This window comes from Aeromonas sp. OTU364, from assembly GCF_038440395.1.
Taxonomy (GTDB): Bacteria; Pseudomonadota; Gammaproteobacteria; order Enterobacterales; family Aeromonadaceae; genus Aeromonas.
Map to the genome: position 1 here is coordinate 1 of NZ_JASATR010000017.1, position 16,940 is coordinate 16,940.

Sequence of the window (16,940 nt, forward strand, 5' to 3'; positions counted from 1 at the left end):
TACGGGGGCCGCCCCCCCAAAAAAAAAAACCCGGGGGGCCCCCCCCCCCCCCCCGCACCATAGATGATCCCAACGCGGCCTTCCTAGCCGCAGCTCGGCTGCACCGTGAAGGTGCGGGAAGAGTCCACCGGCCCCAGCTCCGCCAGCAGGCGACGACCGAGCAGCACGGGATAGATCATGTCGCTGCGATCCCGCAGGGTGAACCACTCCTTGTAGACCTTGTCACCGACACAGATGGACATGGTGACAGTGGGGCGCTCCTCCATGCCACCGGCGCCGCGCACCGTCACGCTGCGCTCCACCGGCCGCTCCAGGGTCTGGCGCACCTCCTTGTCGGTGTTGGCATCGGTCAGCTCCAGGGTGAAGCGCACCCAGGGCTTGCCGTCACGCTTGAAGTGGTGCAGCTCTCGCGCATCCAGCGAGGACGTGAGGGCGCCGGTATCCAGCTTCATCTTGACCGCCACCCCACCGGGCATGAGCACGCCCTTCTCTATCCAGCCATAGACGGTGGGGGCGGCCCAGGCGCCCGATGAGAGGCAGAGGCTGGCCAGCAGCAACCAGCCGGCTTTGTGTGATACGGACAATGTGTTCTCCTCGTCGAAGCGGGCCCACGCTGGCCCTCTGCGCCAGAGTGGGCAGCACGCAGGCCCCTGTCAACTGGCAAACGAGGCGCAGGCGCCCAGAACCCGGGCTTCTGGCGTTCACGGCATGGGGGATCCGACAGCAGTTGACTCTGAGGCAGGGGGCAAAAAGAGAGGAGAGAGGGGCCATGGCGAGGTGCTGGATGAAGCTGGTGGCCAACCTCGGGTTGTGACGCCAAAGGCTAACACAATGATGAGTGAATTATCAGTCTTGTTCTCGCGGGATTTTTGCCTAGACTGTTGTAAACCGGAGGCCTTGAAAACCTGCGGTTTTTTTGTGCCTGCCGAAAATAAGCCACTGCAAAGTGACGTTCACAAGGCTCAATAAGGAATTTGCAATGCGTATCGAAGAAGACTTGAAGCTCGGTTTCAAGGATGTCCTGTTTCGTCCCAAGCGCTCTACCCTCAAGAGCCGTTCCCAGGTCAGCCTGACCCGCCAGTTCACCTTCAAGCACACCCGGACCCAGTGGCAGGGGGTGCCCGTCATCGCCGCCAACATGGACACCGTCGGCACCTTCGCCATGGCGCGCACCCTGGCGGGCTTCGAGATGATGACGGCGGTACACAAGCACTACAGCCTCCCCCAGTGGCAAGCCTTCGTGAACGACACAGATCCGGCCCTGCTCGGCCATGTGATGGTCTCTACCGGCACCTCGGAAGAGGACTTCATCAAGACTCGCCAGATCCTCGCCATGTCCGAGGCGCTGCGCTTCATCTGCGTGGACGTGGCCAACGGCTACTCCCAGCACTTCGTCGAGTTCCTGCGCAAGATCCGTGAAGCCTGCCCAAACCACGTCATCCTGGCGGGCAACGTGGTCACCGGCGAGATGGTGGAGGAGCTGATCCTCTCCGGCGCCGACATCGTCAAGGTGGGCATAGGCCCGGGCTCGGTCTGCACCACCCGGGTCAAGACCGGCGTCGGCTATCCGCAGCTCTCCGCCATCATAGAGTGTGCCGATGCGGCCCACGGTCTCGGCGGCCAGATCGTCGGTGACGGCGGCTGCACCTGCCCGGGTGACGTGGCCAAGGCGTTTGGCGGCGGCGCCGACTTCGTGATGCTGGGAGGCATGCTGGCGGCCCACGAGGAGTGCGGCGGCGAGGTGGTGGACGTCGATGGCGCCCCCTTCATGAAGTTCTACGGCATGAGCTCCTCCAGCGCCATGGACAAGCACGCCGGCGGCGTCGCCGAGTACCGTGCCTCCGAGGGCAAGACGGTGCTGCTGCCCTACCGCGGCCCGGTCGAGAACGCCGTGCGCGACATCCTTGGCGGCGTGCGATCCACCTGCACCTATGTCGGCGCCAGCCAGCTGAAAGAGCTCACCAAGCGCACCACCTTTATCCGGGTGCGCGAGCAGGAGAACAACGTCTACGGCAAGGAGTAACCTGCCGCAGCCACCGTCACGCGCTGACGGTTAGAAGCCAAGTCACCGGTGTGCTACCCTGCGCACCGGTTTTTTGCATCTGGAACCCCGAGCCATGACAAGCCCCCTGCCCCCCTTCGACTGGGACATCTTCTGCACCGTGGTGGACAACTTCGGCGACATCGGCGTCACCTGGCGGCTGGCCCGCCAGCTGGAGCGGGAGGGGCATGGAGAGGTGCGGCTCTGGGTGGACGATCTGGCGAGCTTCGCCCGCATCTACCCGAGACTGGATCCCGCGCGGGATCGTCAGTGGGTTGAGGGAATTCACATCCAGCGCTGGCAGGGCCCCCTGCCAGCGGATGCCATCCCGGCCCGGGTGGTCATAGAAGCCTTTGCCTGCGAGCTGCCCGCCCGCTTCATCGAGCGCATGGCCGAGCAGAGCCCGCCCCCCTGCTGGATCAATCTGGAGTATCTCTCGGCGGAGAGCTGGGTCGAGGATTGCCACGGCCTCGCCTCGCCGCAGCGGGTGGGTAACCAGAGTCTCAACAAATACTTTTTCTTCCCGGGCTTCACCCCCAGAACCGGCGGCTTGCTGTGCGAGCGGGGGCTCATCGCCGAGCGGGAACTGTGGCAGCAGGATGAGGCTGGCCTTGCCGCCTACTGGGCGAGCCTGGGGCTGCCGCCCAGGGCGCAAGACGAGCTGCGGATCAGCCTCTTCACCTACGAGAGCGAGGCGCTGAAAAGCCTGGTCCAGTGCTGGAGCCAGGGCGCCACCCCGGTCACCCTGCTGCTGCCCATGGGGCGCGCCCTCCCCGACGTGCTCAGCGGCGCCGGTCTTGAGAGTGCCATCGGCACGGCCCGGGCGGGGGATCTGCTGCAATCGGGCCAGCTTGCCATCAAGCTGCTGCCGATGACGAGCCAGGCGGGCTACGATCGGCTGCTGTGGAGCTGCGATCTCAACCTGGTGCGCGGCGAGGACTCCTTCGTGCGGGCCCAGTGGGCGGCACGGCCCTTCCTGTGGCACATCTATCCCCAGGACGATCAGGCTCACATTGCCAAGCTGGATGATTTCCTCGACCACTACTTATCTAGCTTGCCAGACCTGGCCGACTTGCCGACCGATGTGGCCCACTGGTTGCGCGCCTTCAACCATGCCCTCAACCATGGGCAGGATGTGCGCGAACTCTGGGCCCAATGGCCGCAATTCGGTACTGTTTGGCAACAACATGCGCGAAGCTGGTCACAGAAGTTGCTTGCCGATGGGGATCTCGTCACTCGGCTGGTGAAATTTTTAGAAAGCCGTATATAATCTGGCAGTTTTTATCTGCCCGTATACGAACAGGAATTTTTACATGAAAACCGCACAGGAAATCCGCGCTGGTAACGTCGTCATGATCGGTACCGAGCCGATGGTGGTCCAGAAAGCCGAATTCAACAAATCCGGCCGTAACTCCGCCGTGGTCAAGATGAAGCTGAAAGGCCTGCTGAACGGCAGCGCCACCGAGACCGTATTCAAGGCCGACGACAAGCTGGAAGTCGTTCAGCTGGAGCGTAAAGAGTGCACCTACTCTTACTTCTCCGACCCCCTGTATGTCTTCATGGACACCGAGTACAACCAGTACGACGTCGAGAAAGACAACCTGGGTGACGCCCTGAACTACATGGTTGACGGCATGGAAGACATCTGCGAAGTGACTTTCTACAACGAGAAAGCCATCTCCGTCGAACTGCCGACCACCATAGTTCGCGAAGTCGAGTACACCGAGCCGGCCGCCCGTGGCGACACCTCCGGTAAAGTGACCAAGCCGGCCCGCCTGAAAGGCACCACCTACGAGCTGGCCGTTGCCGCCTTCGTAGAGATCGGCGACAAGATCGAAATCGACACCCGCACCGGCGAGTTCAAGCGTCGCGTCAACTGATTTGACGGCTTCACGCCCGTGTTGAAAAAAGCGAGCCCCAGGCTCGCTTTTTTTTTTTATGGGCACCGGCCCTGCGATCATTCAGCCCCGGTCAGTGACAGCGGCCCGCCCCTTGAGGGAGAATTCCCCTGCCCCCTTTCGTCTCGCGCCGATTGGGGCTACACCATGAAGTCAGGTTCTTCCTTCGCCACAGGCTCCCTATGACATCTCATCAAAAACTCCTGCTGTTGCTGCTCACCCTGGTCCTGCTGGTGCTCTCCGGCTGGCAACCCTATGACAGGGTCACCTGGCTGCTGGAAGTCGCCCCCGTGCTCATCGTCGTGCCGCTGTTGCTGCTGAGCCAGCGCAGCTACCCCCTCACCAGCCTGCTCTACTTGTGCATCTTCCTGCACGGGGCCGTGCTGATGCTGGGGGGCGCTTACACCTATGCCCGGGTGCCACTCGGTTTCGATCTGCAGCAGTGGTTCGATCTCAGCCGCAACCCCTATGACAAGATTGGCCACTTCTTCCAGGGGTTCGTGCCCGCCCTGGCCTGCCGCGAGATACTGCTGCGCGGCCACCATGTGCAGGGCAAGAAGATGCTGGTGTTTCTGGTGATCTGCGTGGTGCTCGCCGTCAGCGCCAGCTATGAGCTCATCGAGTGGGGCGCCGCACTGGCACTGGGTCAGGGCGCCGACGAGTTCCTCGGCACCCAGGGGGATCCCTGGGATACCCAGTCAGACATGTTTTGTGCCCTCGTGGGGGCCGTCAGTGCCCTGTTGCTGCTCTCCCCCCTGCACGACCGCCAGCTCGGCAGGCTTGCCCGGCCCTGAGCCCGTCGAGGGAAGGGGCCTGCCCCTTCCCTCTTGCTACTGGATCCCCCGACCCCCTTCAGAAATCCGGCACGCCGCCGCTAACCCAGTCAACCGGGGAGCGCATCATGGCCAGATTATCCTTACCACTGCTGTTTTTGACCCTGCTGGCGAGCACCACCTTGCCGGCCAACGAGATCTCGCCCCCAGCCCCGCTCGATCACTGGCAGGAGAGCGACTGGAAGGGGATGCCTGACAGCACCCGGATCGACAAGCAGCGGGTGCTCTTTGCCAAGCACGACGGCGACAGCTACCTGGGGCTCGCCATACTGCTGCCGGACTGGCAGCGCAGCGGCCAGCTGTGGCAGCTGACCCGGGAGCTGGGGCGGCTCGGCTTCGACACCCTGCTGCTGCTCCCCTCCCCCCAGCAGACAGAGCTGGATCCGGCCTCCGAGAAGAAGCAGGAGAACATTGACGCATTTCGCCAGCAATTTGCCGAGCGCATCGTCAAGCTAGGTGATGCCAAGCTGCAGGAGGGCGGCTTCAAGCTGCTGCTGGCGCAAGGCACCAGCGCGGCCTGGGCCGCCAACCTCATCACCAGCGAACAGTTGCCCGCCCCCGATGCCCTGGTGCTGCTCGACGGTTTCTTTCCCAACCAGCTGAGCAACCAGACCCTGGCCAAGCAGGTGGCCCAGGCCAGCATCCCTACCCTGGATCTCTATCAGGAAGACGGGGGGCGCTGGCCCCTGCTGGCGGCCGAGGCGCGCCAGAGCGAGAGCCGCCGCAGCCACAAGCTCAACTACCGCCCCTATGCCCTGATGGCGCTGGACGAAACGCCGGGGCGCATCCAGGGCTGGCTGACCCATCTGGGCTGGATCTGATCCGAACTGCTAGAGAGCATGGAGTTGGGCCATCCGGCCCGTCTGCATCCGTGCTGGTCAGCCGCCCCCCATCTTTGGCATCATGGCGACTCCCACGCGGCAGCGAACGGCAGGAGGCTTCATGCAGCAAATCGTGTTTCTCGACAGTGACACCCTGGACGCCGGCATCAATCTGCGTCGCCCCGATTTCCCCCATCACTGGCAAAGCTACCCCGAGACGAGACCGGAACAGGTGGTGGAGCGGCTCAAGTGCGCCAGCATCGCCATCATCAACAAGATCCGCATCGGCAAGGACGAGCTGGCCCAGTTGCCGGAGCTGCGCCTGATCGCCCTGGCGGCCACCGGCAGCGACAACCTGGATCTGGAGGCGTGCCGCGCCGCCAATGTCGCCGTGTGCAACATCCGCAACTATTCGGGACCCTCGGTCCCCGAACATGCCATGGCACTGATGTTGGCCCTGTCACGCAACCTGTTCGCCTGGCGCCAGTCCCTGCAAGAGGGGCGCTGGCAGCAGAGCGGCCAGTTCTGTTTCTTCGATCACCCCATCATGGATCTGCACGGCAAGCGCCTCGGCATCATAGGCAAGGGCACCCTGGGTCAGGCCCTGGGGCAGCGGGCCAGCGCCATCGGCATGGAGGTCTTCTATGCCCAGAGCCAGGTCGGCGCCCCCGGGGATGAAGACAGATTGCCCCTGGAGTCCCTGCTGCAGAGTTCGGATGTGATCAGCCTGCACTGCCCGCTCACCCCCTACACCCGCCACCTCATCGGGGAGCGGGAGCTGGCCATGATGAAACCGGGGGCCCTGCTGATCAACGTGGGCCGTGGCGGCCTGGTGGACGAGCAGGCCCTGCTGGAGGCGCTCGGCAACGGTCGCCTCGGCGGTGCCGGGTTCGACGTGGCAAGCGTGGAGCCGCCGCCCCCCGACCACCCCCTGATGCAGGCGCTGCGTTACCCCAACTTCATCCTGACGCCCCATGTGGCCTGGGCCAGCGAGGAGTCGATGCAGCGCCTCGCGGATCAGCTGATCGACAACATCAACGCCTTCTACCTTGGCAGGCGCCAGCACCGACTGGTCTAGAGAACGGACACGAAAAAGGGGCCCCTGGCCCCTTTCTCTCTCCTGGCAGATCTCAGTCGTCGTCATGCCATCTGTGCTTGCGGTGCTTCTTGTATTTCTTGTGGTGCTTGTGATAGCGCCTGTCGTCATAGTAACGATTGTTGTTGCTCTCGTGGCCATCGCCGGTTCTGGCACCGATGGCGGAGCCACCGGCACCGCCTATGCCGGCGCCGATCAGCTGGCCCGTGCTGCCACCCACGCTCTTGCCGATGGCGGCGCCACCCAGGGCACCGACGGCGCCACCCAGGGCAGCCTCATTCTTGTTGCCCCTGTCGGCCGTGGCCGCACCGCCCGCCGCGCCGCCGACGGCAGCCCCCACCAGGGCGCCGGTGTCGCCCCCCAGCTGCTTGCCTATCATGGTGCCTGCCACCCCGCCGACGCCGCCGCCGAGTATGGTGTTGACGGTCTCGGACGCCTGCGCCTGACCATTGCCCAACAGCAGCGCGCCCAGCAGCGCCATCGCGCTCATGCCGTATTTGTTCATCTCCATGGGGTACTCCTGTCAAACCTGATGTCTGATTGATTATTTTTCCCTGCACTATACAAAGCGCCCCGGACTCCGCTACCGGGATTACGGCGTCTTCGCCGACAGGCTGACTGTCTCTCCTTCGCGACATTGCCCAATCACATGGGCTAACCGACTGAAAATGAATTAAAAAAAAAGGTCACATGGGAAATTATCCCCACCGTGACCCTTTTCTAGGCCATTCAGGCCCTTTTTCTCCTGATGGCGGTCAGACAGATACTGTCACTACAGCCCCTTTGGAGGGAGGCGAAGTGGCGGACAGATGCCAGCAGTCACGTCCCTGCCGCTTGCTCTGGTACAGGTACTCATCCGCCCGATCGAGCAGGGCAGCGGCGTCACCCGGGTAGCGTGCTCCGCCCGCACTCAGGGTGATGGACTCCTCAAACTCGCGCCACTGCAGCGCCCGCACCCGGGCCAGCAGACGGGTCAGGCGATCCTCGACCTCCTCCCGCTCCCAGGGCAGCAGGGCCGCGAACTCATCCCCCCCGATGCGGTAGACCTGGGCCTCTCCCAGGGTTCTTGCCATGATGGTGGCCACCCGGAACAGCACCGCATCCCCCACCCCGTGCCCCCAGCTGTCATTGACGCGCTTGAAGCAATCCACATCAAACAGCACCAGCCAGTGAGGCCTCTCCTCCTGCGCCAGCCTGGCCCTGTCCTGCTCGAAGGCACGCCGGTTCATGATGCCGGTGAGAGGATCGTGCAGCAGGGCATCCTGCCCCTGCAGCAGGCTGTTTCTCACCTGATGGATCTCCCCCAGGCTGCCGTGCACGAACCAGGTGCGCTGGCGCAGCTGGATCTCCATCAGCGCCTCATCCTGAACGAGCCCGCTGAGAGAACGCTGCACCAAGGCCTGCTCCTGACGAAAGATCCGCACCAGAAACAGCAGGCTGCACAGCCAGATACCGAGCAGCGCCAGTGCGGGCAGCACCACCATCAGCAGGGTATCTTGCAGGTTGCCATGAAAGTGGGCGGGAGGCAGATAGATGTTGAGATCCCAGTCGATATCCGACAGCGGCTGCTTCAGGTAGCAGCCTTCCCGGATCACGTTCAACACGGCGCCCTGGCTCGGCGTGCCGGACAGCGCAGGCAGCAGTGACAGATTGTGCCCGACCACCAGCCGGCCGCCCTTGCGCTCGGTGATGTAGATGGCGGCCTGATCGCTGCCCATCGCCCGTCGCAGCGCCGCCTGCAGCGAGTTGAACGACATGTCGACCATCAGCAGGCCCAGCAGCTGCCCCTCGTCATCCTTGACCCGCTTGATCAGGGTCAGGACCTCTGCGTTGCCGCCGAACTCCTGGTAGGGACCAAACCAGACCAGCTCCTCGCTGTCGCTGGCCAGGGTCTGATACCAGGGGCGCTTCTGCACCTGGTAGCCGGTCGGCATCTGCCAGTCGGGGTAGCTGTCGAAACGGTCGAAGCGGGTGTTGTAGAAGTAGAGGAAGTGGGCGTCGTGCTTGAACTGGTGGGCTATGGCCCAGATCCCGTTGATGGCCGAGCCGCCCCGCGCGATGGCCTGTTTGTCCAGGGACGCTTCCAGCACGCCGAGCTGCCGCCGATTGGCCAGCACCATCTCGTGGATCAGGGTGGCATCGATGGAGGTGAGCATGTGGTTATAGCCGGCCAGGGTCTTGTCGATGCTGCGCATGTAACTGGTCGCCGCCAGCAACAGGGTGGCGACCAGCACCAGGGCACCGAGCAGAAACGACAGCGGCGTCAGTATGTAGTAGCGTTCCTTGATGATGGTTGCAGCCATGCCATTCTCTATAAAATATCGCGTGAGATGCATTTTATAGTTTAAAACACCATCAACATATTGATTGAGGTCATTAACCCCTACGGTTAATGACAACAAAGACATCAAGGGGTCATGCCCGCTTTGGTCATGTGAATATCCATAAAAAGTAGAAACAGTCATCACCCAGCGTTGACGGTTTCTTGCACAGAAGGTGTTATAGTCCATCACTCGAGAAATCGGAGCCAGATGACCTTTGTCGGCAATGCTGGCAGCAACGATTCATCAACCAAGGAGATGTTATGAGCAGTCCGTTTATCGAACAGATCAAAGTACGTCGTACCATCTATGCCCTGGGTGACCAGGTGACCCATTCCGAGGCCCAGCTGACGGCCCTCATCAAGGATGCCGTCAAGCACAGCCCCTCCTCCTTCAACTCCCAGAGCTCCCGTGCCGTCATCCTGTTTGGCGAGCAGCACCACAAGCTGTGGGACATCGTCAAAGCCGAACTGAAAAAGATTGTGCCGCCAGAGGCCTATCCCCAGAGCGAAGCCAAGGTCAACGGCAGCTTCCGCGCCGGTTTTGGCACCGTGCTGTTCTTCGAGGACACCGCCGTCATCCAGGATCTGCAGCAGAAGTTCGCCCTCTATGCCGACAACTTCCCCATCTGGTCCGAACATGGCACCGGGATCGCCCAGTTTGCGGTCTGGACCACCCTGGCCCAGGAAGGCATTGGCGCCTCCTTGCAGCACTACAACCCGCTGATCGACGAGGCGGTCCGCAAGGAGTGGGACCTGCCCGCCAGCTGGCTGCTCCGTGCCCAGATGCCCTTTGGCAGCATAGAGCAACCGGCCGGTGACAAGACCTTCATGGATGACGAGGTCCGTTTCCGGGTCTTCGGCTAACCCCTCAGGCCCCCTCGCCGAGGGGGCCTTTGCCCCTGCTTCCCCCCGCATTTTCCATGGTGTGCAACCATACTCAGGGCTATCACGCCAACCGCCCTCAGGAGAGACGCATGGGAGAAGCCAGACGCCAGCGTATCTTGTCCACTCTCTATCCCTTGTTTGCCCTGCTCTGTGTCGCCACCATCATCCTGCTGTTTTCACTTGTCGGCATCTTCACCCGGCCTCCCAGCCTGCTGGCGGCCTTCTGGCCCGCCAATGCCGTCCTGCTCGGCATGCTGCTGCGTTACCCGCGTCTGGCCTCGCCCCCAGGCTGGCTGGGTGGCCTGCTGGGCTATCTGCTCGCCTCCCTGTTCACCGAGGATCCCCCCCTCAAGACGGCACTGCTCACCCTCGGCAACCTGGCTGGCGTCAGCGTAGGCTACCTGCTGTTCCGCCGGCTGGATCTCGAAGACAAGCGGCTCCGGCGGCCCGCCTCCATCGTCTACCTGCTGCTGATCGCCATGGCGGCCTCCCTCGCCGCCGGCCTGGTGGGGGCGGCGATCAATCCCATGCTGTTTCAGGGCTCACACCTCTACGGGCTCGGCTTCTGGTTCGCCAGCGAGCTGGTCAACTACATGGCCATACTGCCGGTGATCCTGACCCTGCCCCCGCCGGGCACACTGCCGGACTGGCGCCGCCTCCTGTATCAGACGAATATCTCCTGGCGCAGGCTGCTGCCCCTGCTGAGTCTGATTGGCACCCTGTTGCTGACCCTGCTGATCGAGGGGCCTGGCTCCATTGCCTTTCCGGTCCCGGCCCTGCTCTGGTGCGCCATCAACTACTCCATCTTTGCCACCAGCCTGCTCTCGCTCTCCTTCAGCACCCTGATCCTGCTCGCCCTCTCCAACGGCTACCTGACCATCAGTCAGGATGTCCAGACCCAGTACTGGATGTTCTCGGTGCGGATCGGCGTCATGCTGATTGCCCTCACCCCGCTCACCGCCGCCAGCATAATGGCGACACGCAATAACCTGCTGCGCAGGATGGAATACCTGGCACACCACGATCACCTCACCGGCGTCCTCAATCGGGCCGGCTTCTGGCCCGGTGCCGAACAGATGGCGGAGAAACTGGAGCGGGGGAAACGTCCCCTCGCGGTCTGCATGCTGGATCTGGACAACTTCAAGGGCATCAACGACCGCCATGGTCACGAGACGGGCGACAGGCTGTTGAAATCCTTCACCACCACGGTGAGCCAGCATCTGCGCCAGGAAGACCTGTTCGGCCGGCTGGGGGGCGAGGAGTTTGCGGTGCTGCTGCCCGATGCCACCGGGGTCCGGGCGCTGGACGTGGTCGAGCGGCTACGGGAGGCGGTTGCCCGGCTGAAGGTTCTGGATGGGGAAGGCAAGCCGGTCTCGGTCACTGTGAGCATAGGAATAGCCTGCCAGCACCAGGGTCACTTCAACCTGGACAGGCTGCTCTCCCGCGCCGATCAGGCCCTCTATCGGGCCAAGCATCATGGCCGCAACCGGGTGGAACTGCACGGGGGCGAGGAGGCAGACAGGTGCTCGGGGGAGGCGGCGCCCGCCACGGACTCGGCTCCCTCTTGACGCCCCGGCAGATGGAGGCCGGTTTCAGTCCGGCAGCAGGTTCATCATGCAAAGCTGCAGGCCAGCCTCGTCCTCGGTCAGCCGGATCTGCCGCCAGTCCTCCAGCCGCGCCCTGACCCCGCCATCGAACCGCTTGTCGCCCCCGATCTGCACCACCTGACAACCGGCCTGCAGGGCGCTGCGTATCCCCGCCGGGGCATCCTCGAACACCAGGCAATCGGCGGGGGCAAGGCCAAGGCGGCGCGCCGCGAGCAGGTAAGGCTCGGGATCCGGCTTGCCCCGCACCACATCTTCAGCCCCGATCAACCATCTCGGCAACGGCAGCCCGGCACTGGCCAGGCGGTGCCGCGCCACCCGCTGGCTCGCGGAGGTCACCAGCGCCCAGCGCGCCGGCGGCAGGGCTGCCAGCAGGGTGCGGGCCCCGGCGATCGGCTCGGCCACCCCCGCATGCTGGATCTCCAGCTCGTCGAGCAGCGCCACCTCCCTGACCAGGTCCAGCTGTGGCGCCAACGCGCGTATCACCTCCCGCGAGCGCACCCCGTGGCACATGGCCAGCACAGGCGCGGGATCCAGCCGATGGCCCTGGCACCAGAGCCGCCAGACGGTCTCCACCTCGGTGGTGGAGTGCACCAGGGTGCCGTCCATGTCCAGCAACAGGGCCTCGGCCCTCAGGGTGAGCACTGTCATGGGGTTCTCCCCGCCAGCACGTCGACGAAGGCCTGTCGCTGGGCCGACTGCTCATAGCAGGCGAGCGCCTGCTCGGTATTGCTCGCCCACACCGGCAGGGGCCCGACGGCAAATCCCTGCTGCAACAGGCTGGTCAGAAGCTCCCCCGTCTCCGGCGCCGCCAGTGGCTGGGCCATTACCAGGCTTCCCTTGATCAAGAACAGATAGCGTTCGCTCGACATGACATGACTCCTTGTGGCTGGTCAGAGGGCCAAAGGCCCGTTTCGAGACCATTAGAACAAGGTAGTTAGATAATTTATAATCAATAAATCGCCACATTGAATAACCAAATGGAATGAAATTCGACTTAAGACAGCTGCAGGCCTTCGTCATGCTGGCCGAGACCGCCAACTACCGGGAGGCCGCCAGTCGGCTCTTCATCACGCAACCGGCGCTGACCAAGCAGATCCAGGGGCTGGAGCTGGCGCTCGGCAGCACCCTGTTCAACCGGGGCCGCCATGGCGCCGAGCTGACCGCCATCGGCACCCAGTTGCTGCCCCAGGCACGCGCCCTGGTGGAACACGGCAAGGGATTCGAGCACCACGCCCTGGCGCTGGCGAGTGGCGCCGCCGGTCGCCTCAAGATAGGGTTCGGGCTGTCGAGCTTCGCACTGGCCCCCTCCCTGGTAGCCCGCTTCAAGCAGCAGGCCCCGGATGTGATGGTGCACCTGCAGGACATGACCTCCGCCGTCCAGCACGATCTGCTGCTGGCGGGTCGGCTGCAGATCGGCTTTATGCGAAGGCCGCAGGCGCCACAGCTGAGGGAGCACAGGTTGCTGACCGACCGGCTGGTGCTGGCCGTGCCGAGCCAGATGACGGGGCCAGATCCGGCTGCGTTCGACGTGGAGCGGGCGCTGACCACGCAGCCGCTGTTGCAGATGGTGGGCCACCGCTGCCCCGGCCTCAGCCAGCAGATCGCCCGCTTCCTCGGCGCCAACCGGCTGACCGGCATGATCCAGGAGACGGAAGACATCCAGACCCTGGTGGCCCTGGTGGCCGCCGGCATAGGCAACGCCATACTGCCCCGCAGCGTCGGCTTCATCGCGGGCAAGGACGTGACCCTCTATCCCCTGTCCGGCCCCTGGTCCGAGTGGGAGATAAGCCTGGTGTGGAACCCCGACTTTGCGGATCCCATTCGGGATCGCTTCCTGACCCTGGTCAGGGCCATGCACCCGGAGGCGGAACAAAACGGCGGCAAGGCAAAGGGATGAGCACGCACTCTCGTGCCGGCAGGAAGGGCGGGAGAAGGGACACGCACTCATCTGATGTGCGCGTCCTCAAGGCCTCAGCCGGGATCTGACAGCAGCCGGGCCACCTTGATCACCTCGGCGATACGGCCGAGCTGGCGCAGGGAGGCATGGTGCTCATTGGCATCGGCGGCGGCGCAGGCATCTTCCAGTATGGTGATGGCGTAGTCCCGATCGTGGCCATCCCGGGCAGCGGCCTGAATGGCCCAGCCGGTGCTGACGCCGCACAGATAGAGGTGATCGATGTGATTGGCCCGCAGTGCGGGCTCCAGCGCCGTGCCGTAGAAGGGGCTGACCCTGGGCTTGGTCAGCACCAGATCCCCGGGTTGCACGTCGAGCTCGGGGTGAAAGTCGGTGCCTGCCTCAGCCAGGGAGAGGGCGCCGAGCTGGTGGGCCCGGCCAAACATGGGGGAGCCCTTGGGCTGCAGCAGATAGCCGCCATCGAAGCCGACCTTGATGAGCACCACCAGCCAGCCCCTGGCTCGGGCATGGGCCAGCGCCTGGTTGGCATGGAGAATGGCATCCTGCTCCTGCACATGGGCCGCCGAGGCGGCGATGCGCCCGTCCGGGTGGGCGATGTCGTTGATAAAGTCGATCACCAGCAATGCCTTGTTCATGGGTCTGCCTCCTCGACGTCAATATCCGGCCCCTTACACCAGCCCCAGAGCATAGCGCAGCGCCATCTCCTTGAGCGGGCCCGCCTTGTCCGCCAGGGTCAGGGCCAGGTTGCGGGTCAGGCGCAGCGGCCCTATGTCGTTGCTGAACACCCCGTAGAAGAGATCCATCCCAGACTGCATCAGCAGGTTGTCGGGGCGCCGACGCCGCTCGTAGCGGCTGGCCAGGGTGATGTCGTGCCAGTCAGCCCCCGCCTTGCCGAGCAGCTCGGCCCAGCAGGCCACGTCCTTGAAGCCGAGGTTGACCCCCTGCCCCGCCAGCGGGTTGATGGTGTGGGCGGCGTCGCCGAGCAGCAGCACCCGTCCGGCGTGGTAGTGGTTGGCGTGGCGGCGCACCAGGGGGAAGCTCCCCTTGCCGGTGACGGTGAAGCCGCCGAGCCGGGCCGGGAAGTGACGGCGCACCTCGGCGGCCAAGGCCTCGTTGCTCATGGCGGTGAGCGCCCGGATGCGGGTCGGGCTGTCGTACCACACCAGGGAGCCGTGCCGGCCGGGCAGCGGCAGGAAGGCGCGCGGGCCCTGCGGGGTGAACTGCTGCCAGGTGATGTCATCCTGCTCGAACTCGGTGTCGATATTGATCAGCATGCAGTGCTGGCGGTACTCGAAGCGCGACACCCCGATCCCGGCGAGGCGACGGGTGAGCGACTCGGCGCCGTCACAGGCCAGCACCCAGCGCGCCTGCAGCTCGGTGCCGTCATCGAGCAGCAGGCTGGCGTGCTCGGCACCTTGCTGCAGCCGGACCACAGCCGCCGGGGTGTGGGTCTGGATGTTGGGGAAATCCTCCATTCGCCTCAGCAGGGCGAGCTGCACCAGCCGGTTCTCTATGATGTAGCCGAGCTGGGGCAGCCCCAGATCCGCCGCGTCGAAGCGGGTGGCAAAGCCGTCCAGCTCCCAGGTTTCCAGCCGGCGGTAGGGGCACAGCCGCATCTGCTGCAGATGCGACCAGGCACCGGCCTTGTCCAGCAGCGCCACCGAGGCCTGGCTGATGGCGGAGACCCGCAGATCCAGCGGCTGATCCGGGGCGTAATGTTCCGGCAACCGGGTCTCGATGACCCGCACGTTGAGACCCTCTGCCGCCAGCAGGCAGGCGGTGGCGGCGCCCACCATGCCGGCGCCGACGATGGCGATATCACACTGTTCCATGACTTGATTCCTGCAAGGGGTCGCCCCGAACAAGGAAGAGAGGGGCGAACCGAATGGGGCATGATAACGCAAGGAGACCGGATAAACAGTGCGTCAGGCGGGCAATTGCCGCGACGGGCCAGGCCATATGGCGGCGGTGCGGCCCCAGACTGGTCAGCACCGGGATTGCGGAGTAAAATGGCCGGTCCTTTGACCCTGCCGATCTTAAACACAGTCAAGAGTAGCAATGAGCAAGAAACTTCATATCAAGACCTGGGGCTGCCAGATGAACGAGTACGACTCGTCCAAGATGGCCGACCTGTTGGACGCCAGCAATGGCTACACGCTGACCGAAGAGCCCGAGGAGGCAGACGTCCTGCTGCTCAACACCTGCTCCATCCGTGAAAAGGCCCAGGAGAAGGTATTCCACCAGCTCGGTCGCTGGAAGAAGCTCAAGCTGAAAAAACCGGGACTGGTGATAGGCGTAGGTGGCTGTGTCGCCTCCCAGGAAGGGGAAGCCCTGCGCAGCCGGGCGCCCTATGTGGACATCGTCTTCGGCCCCCAGACCCTGCACCGCCTGCCCGCCATGATCAAGCAGGTCCAGGAGGGGCGCGGTGCCCAGGTGGACATCGCCTTCCCCGAGATAGAGAAGTTCGACAACCTGCCGGAGCCTCGCGCCGAGGGGGTCACCGCCTTCGTCTCCATCATGGAAGGCTGCTCCAAATACTGCTCCTTCTGCGTGGTGCCCTACACCCGCGGCGAGGAGGTGAGCCGGCCGCTCGACGACGTGCTCTACGAAATCGCCCAGCTCGCCCAGCAGGGGGTGCGCGAGGTGAACCTGCTCGGCCAGAACGTCAACGCCTACCGCGGCCCGACCTTCGATGGCAATGACTGCACCTTCGCCGAGCTGCTGCGACTGGTGGCCGCCATCGACGGCATCGACCGCATTCGCTACACCACCAGCCATCCCATCGAATTTACCGACGACATCATCGAGGTCTACAAGGACACGCCGGAAGTGGTCAGCTTCCTGCACCTGCCGGTGCAGAGCGGCTCGGATCGCATCCTGACCATGATGAAGCGCCCGCACACAGTGCTGGAGTACAAGTCCAAGATCCGCCGCCTGCGCGCCGCCCGTCCCGACATCACCATGAGTTCCGACTTCATCGTCGGCTTCCCGAACGAGACGGACGAGGACTTCGAGGCCACCATGAAGCTCATCGAGGAGATCAACTACGACATGAGCTTCAGCTTCATCTACAGCCCGCGCCCCGGCACCCCGGCCGCCGATCTGCCAGACGACGTCGACATGGAGGTGAAGAAGGCCCGTCTCACCCGCCTGCAGAACCAGATCAACCACCAGTCCATGCTCATCGGCCGCGCCATGCTGGGCTCGGTACAGCGCATCCTGGTGGAGGGCCCCTCCAAGATGGATCCCATGCAGCTCAGTGGCCGTACCGAGAACAACCGGGTGGTCAACTTCGAGGGGCCGCACCGCCTCATCGGCGGCTTCGCCGACGTGGAGATCACCGACGTGCGCCCCTACTCCCTGCGTGGCCGCTTCATCCGCGGCGAGGACGAGATGAATCTGCGCATCGCCACGGCGCCGAGCGAAATCCTGGCTCGCCGCCCGGACAACGTCCCCGATGATCTCGGGGTGGCGGCCTTCAGACCCCATTAATTTTCTCCCCCCTCCCGAGGGCGGGGGGA

General features: G+C 64.1%; 17 protein-coding genes. 10 read left to right on the forward strand and 7 right to left on the reverse strand.

The genetic code is table 11. The features are described from left to right. Nucleotides 1-83: 83 nt before the first annotated feature. Nucleotides 84-584 (reverse strand): retropepsin-like aspartic peptidase RloA3, encoded by a 501-nt coding sequence (gene rloA3, locus AAHB08_RS15825; protein ID WP_406569489.1) that lies wholly within the window; start codon nt 582-584, stop codon nt 84-86. Between the two features lie 395 nt (nt 585-979). On the opposite strand from rloA3, the gene AAHB08_RS15830 reads away from it, so the two are divergent. The 6 genes from AAHB08_RS15830 (at nt 980) to AAHB08_RS15855 (ending at nt 6,671) form a co-directional block, all read left to right on the forward strand. Further along, nucleotides 980-2,023, forward strand: coding sequence for a GMP reductase (locus AAHB08_RS15830; protein ID WP_139435770.1), 1,044 nt, complete (start codon nt 980-982; stop codon nt 2,021-2,023). A 94-nt stretch (nt 2,024-2,117) separates the two neighbouring features. Beyond that, nucleotides 2,118-3,311 (forward strand): elongation factor P maturation arginine rhamnosyltransferase EarP, encoded by a 1,194-nt coding sequence (earP, locus tag AAHB08_RS15835; RefSeq protein ID WP_342059464.1) that lies wholly within the window; start codon nt 2,118-2,120, stop codon nt 3,309-3,311. 43 nt (nt 3,312-3,354) lie between these two features. Then, nucleotides 3,355-3,921, forward strand: coding sequence for an elongation factor P (gene efp, locus AAHB08_RS15840; RefSeq protein ID WP_011707002.1), 567 nt, complete (start codon nt 3,355-3,357; stop codon nt 3,919-3,921). 200 nt (nt 3,922-4,121) lie between these two features. Further along, complete coding sequence (locus AAHB08_RS15845) at nt 4,122-4,733, forward strand: DUF2238 domain-containing protein (RefSeq protein WP_247625741.1); 612 nt, start codon at nt 4,122-4,124, stop codon at nt 4,731-4,733. 107 nt (nt 4,734-4,840) lie between these two features. After that, nucleotides 4,841-5,593: a DUF3530 family protein gene (locus AAHB08_RS15850; RefSeq protein WP_202046491.1), complete on the forward strand. Its 753-nt coding sequence runs from the start codon at nt 4,841-4,843 to the stop codon at nt 5,591-5,593. Between the two features lie 121 nt (nt 5,594-5,714). Next, nucleotides 5,715-6,671 (forward strand): D-2-hydroxyacid dehydrogenase, encoded by a 957-nt coding sequence (locus AAHB08_RS15855; RefSeq protein ID WP_342059465.1) that lies wholly within the window; start codon nt 5,715-5,717, stop codon nt 6,669-6,671. Between the two features lie 52 nt (nt 6,672-6,723). Here the strand turns inward: AAHB08_RS15855 and AAHB08_RS15860 are convergent, their stop codons facing one another. Beyond that, nucleotides 6,724-7,200 (reverse strand): YMGG-like glycine zipper-containing protein, encoded by a 477-nt coding sequence (locus AAHB08_RS15860; RefSeq protein ID WP_342059466.1) that lies wholly within the window; start codon nt 7,198-7,200, stop codon nt 6,724-6,726. A 244-nt stretch (nt 7,201-7,444) separates the two neighbouring features. Further along, nucleotides 7,445-8,992, reverse strand: a complete 1,548-nt coding sequence (locus AAHB08_RS15865) for a GGDEF domain-containing protein (RefSeq protein WP_342059467.1) — start codon at nt 8,990-8,992, stop codon at nt 7,445-7,447. 281 nt (nt 8,993-9,273) lie between these two features. Here AAHB08_RS15865 and AAHB08_RS15870 point away from each other — a divergent pair, with 281 nt between their 5' ends. Together AAHB08_RS15870 and AAHB08_RS15875 are read left to right on the forward strand one after the other, a co-directional pair. Next, complete coding sequence (locus AAHB08_RS15870) at nt 9,274-9,876, forward strand: nitroreductase family protein (protein WP_342059468.1); 603 nt, start codon at nt 9,274-9,276, stop codon at nt 9,874-9,876. Between the two features lie 110 nt (nt 9,877-9,986). After that, the gene (locus tag AAHB08_RS15875) at nt 9,987-11,465 is read left to right on the forward strand and encodes a sensor domain-containing diguanylate cyclase (protein WP_342059469.1); all 1,479 of its coding nucleotides are present in this window, start codon (nt 9,987-9,989) and stop codon (nt 11,463-11,465) included. A 24-nt stretch (nt 11,466-11,489) separates the two neighbouring features. On the opposite strand, the gene AAHB08_RS15880 is transcribed toward AAHB08_RS15875, so the two are convergent. Then, nucleotides 11,490-12,152, reverse strand: a complete 663-nt coding sequence (locus AAHB08_RS15880) for an HAD-IA family hydrolase (RefSeq protein ID WP_342059470.1) — start codon at nt 12,150-12,152, stop codon at nt 11,490-11,492. Further along, nucleotides 12,149-12,373, reverse strand: a complete 225-nt coding sequence (locus tag AAHB08_RS15885; protein WP_247625735.1) for a hypothetical protein — start codon at nt 12,371-12,373, stop codon at nt 12,149-12,151. Before AAHB08_RS15885 ends, AAHB08_RS15880 begins: the two co-directional genes overlap by 4 nt. A 113-nt stretch (nt 12,374-12,486) precedes the next feature. On the opposite strand from AAHB08_RS15885, the gene AAHB08_RS15890 reads away from it, so the two are divergent. Then, nucleotides 12,487-13,401 carry a LysR family transcriptional regulator gene (locus AAHB08_RS15890; RefSeq protein WP_342059471.1) on the forward strand — a complete coding sequence of 305 codons (915 nt, stop codon included), beginning with the start codon at nt 12,487-12,489 and terminating at the stop codon, nt 13,399-13,401. Nucleotides 13,402-13,475: 74 nt separating this feature from the next. Here AAHB08_RS15890 and AAHB08_RS15895 read toward each other — a convergent pair whose 3' ends face one another. Together AAHB08_RS15895 and AAHB08_RS15900 are read right to left on the reverse strand one after the other, a co-directional pair. Next, on the reverse strand, nt 13,476-14,054 hold the full coding sequence (locus AAHB08_RS15895) for a cysteine hydrolase family protein (RefSeq protein ID WP_139435802.1): 579 nt from the start codon (nt 14,052-14,054) through the stop codon (nt 13,476-13,478). Between the two features lie 33 nt (nt 14,055-14,087). Beyond that, nucleotides 14,088-15,251: an FAD-dependent monooxygenase gene (locus AAHB08_RS15900; protein WP_342059472.1), complete on the reverse strand. Its 1,164-nt coding sequence runs from the start codon at nt 15,249-15,251 to the stop codon at nt 14,088-14,090. Nucleotides 15,252-15,477: 226 nt separating this feature from the next. On the opposite strand from AAHB08_RS15900, the gene miaB reads away from it, so the two are divergent. Beyond that, nucleotides 15,478-16,911: a tRNA (N6-isopentenyl adenosine(37)-C2)-methylthiotransferase MiaB gene (miaB, locus tag AAHB08_RS15905; protein ID WP_139435807.1), complete on the forward strand. Its 1,434-nt coding sequence runs from the start codon at nt 15,478-15,480 to the stop codon at nt 16,909-16,911. Nucleotides 16,912-16,940: the final 29 nt, after the last annotated feature.

Coding starts and splice junctions, on each gene's coding strand:
- AAHB08_RS15830 (WP_139435770.1), top strand. CDS start 980: ATGCGTATCGAAGAAGACTTGAAGCTCGGTTTCAAGGATGTCCTGTTT.
- earP (WP_342059464.1), top strand. CDS start 2,118: ATGACAAGCCCCCTGCCCCCCTTCGACTGGGACATCTTCTGCACCGTG.
- efp (WP_011707002.1), top strand. CDS start 3,355: ATGAAAACCGCACAGGAAATCCGCGCTGGTAACGTCGTCATGATCGGT.
- AAHB08_RS15845 (WP_247625741.1), top strand. CDS start 4,122: ATGACATCTCATCAAAAACTCCTGCTGTTGCTGCTCACCCTGGTCCTG.
- AAHB08_RS15850 (WP_202046491.1), top strand. CDS start 4,841: ATGGCCAGATTATCCTTACCACTGCTGTTTTTGACCCTGCTGGCGAGC.
- AAHB08_RS15855 (WP_342059465.1), top strand. CDS start 5,715: ATGCAGCAAATCGTGTTTCTCGACAGTGACACCCTGGACGCCGGCATC.
- AAHB08_RS15860 (WP_342059466.1), bottom strand. CDS start 7,200: ATGGAGATGAACAAATACGGCATGAGCGCGATGGCGCTGCTGGGCGCG.
- AAHB08_RS15865 (WP_342059467.1), bottom strand. CDS start 8,992: ATGGCTGCAACCATCATCAAGGAACGCTACTACATACTGACGCCGCTG.
- AAHB08_RS15870 (WP_342059468.1), top strand. CDS start 9,274: ATGAGCAGTCCGTTTATCGAACAGATCAAAGTACGTCGTACCATCTAT.
- AAHB08_RS15875 (WP_342059469.1), top strand. CDS start 9,987: ATGGGAGAAGCCAGACGCCAGCGTATCTTGTCCACTCTCTATCCCTTG.
- AAHB08_RS15880 (WP_342059470.1), bottom strand. CDS start 12,152: ATGACAGTGCTCACCCTGAGGGCCGAGGCCCTGTTGCTGGACATGGAC.
- AAHB08_RS15885 (WP_247625735.1), bottom strand. CDS start 12,373: ATGTCGAGCGAACGCTATCTGTTCTTGATCAAGGGAAGCCTGGTAATG.
- AAHB08_RS15890 (WP_342059471.1), top strand. CDS start 12,487: ATGAAATTCGACTTAAGACAGCTGCAGGCCTTCGTCATGCTGGCCGAG.
- AAHB08_RS15895 (WP_139435802.1), bottom strand. CDS start 14,054: ATGAACAAGGCATTGCTGGTGATCGACTTTATCAACGACATCGCCCAC.
- AAHB08_RS15900 (WP_342059472.1), bottom strand. CDS start 15,251: ATGGAACAGTGTGATATCGCCATCGTCGGCGCCGGCATGGTGGGCGCC.
- miaB (WP_139435807.1), top strand. CDS start 15,478: ATGAGCAAGAAACTTCATATCAAGACCTGGGGCTGCCAGATGAACGAG.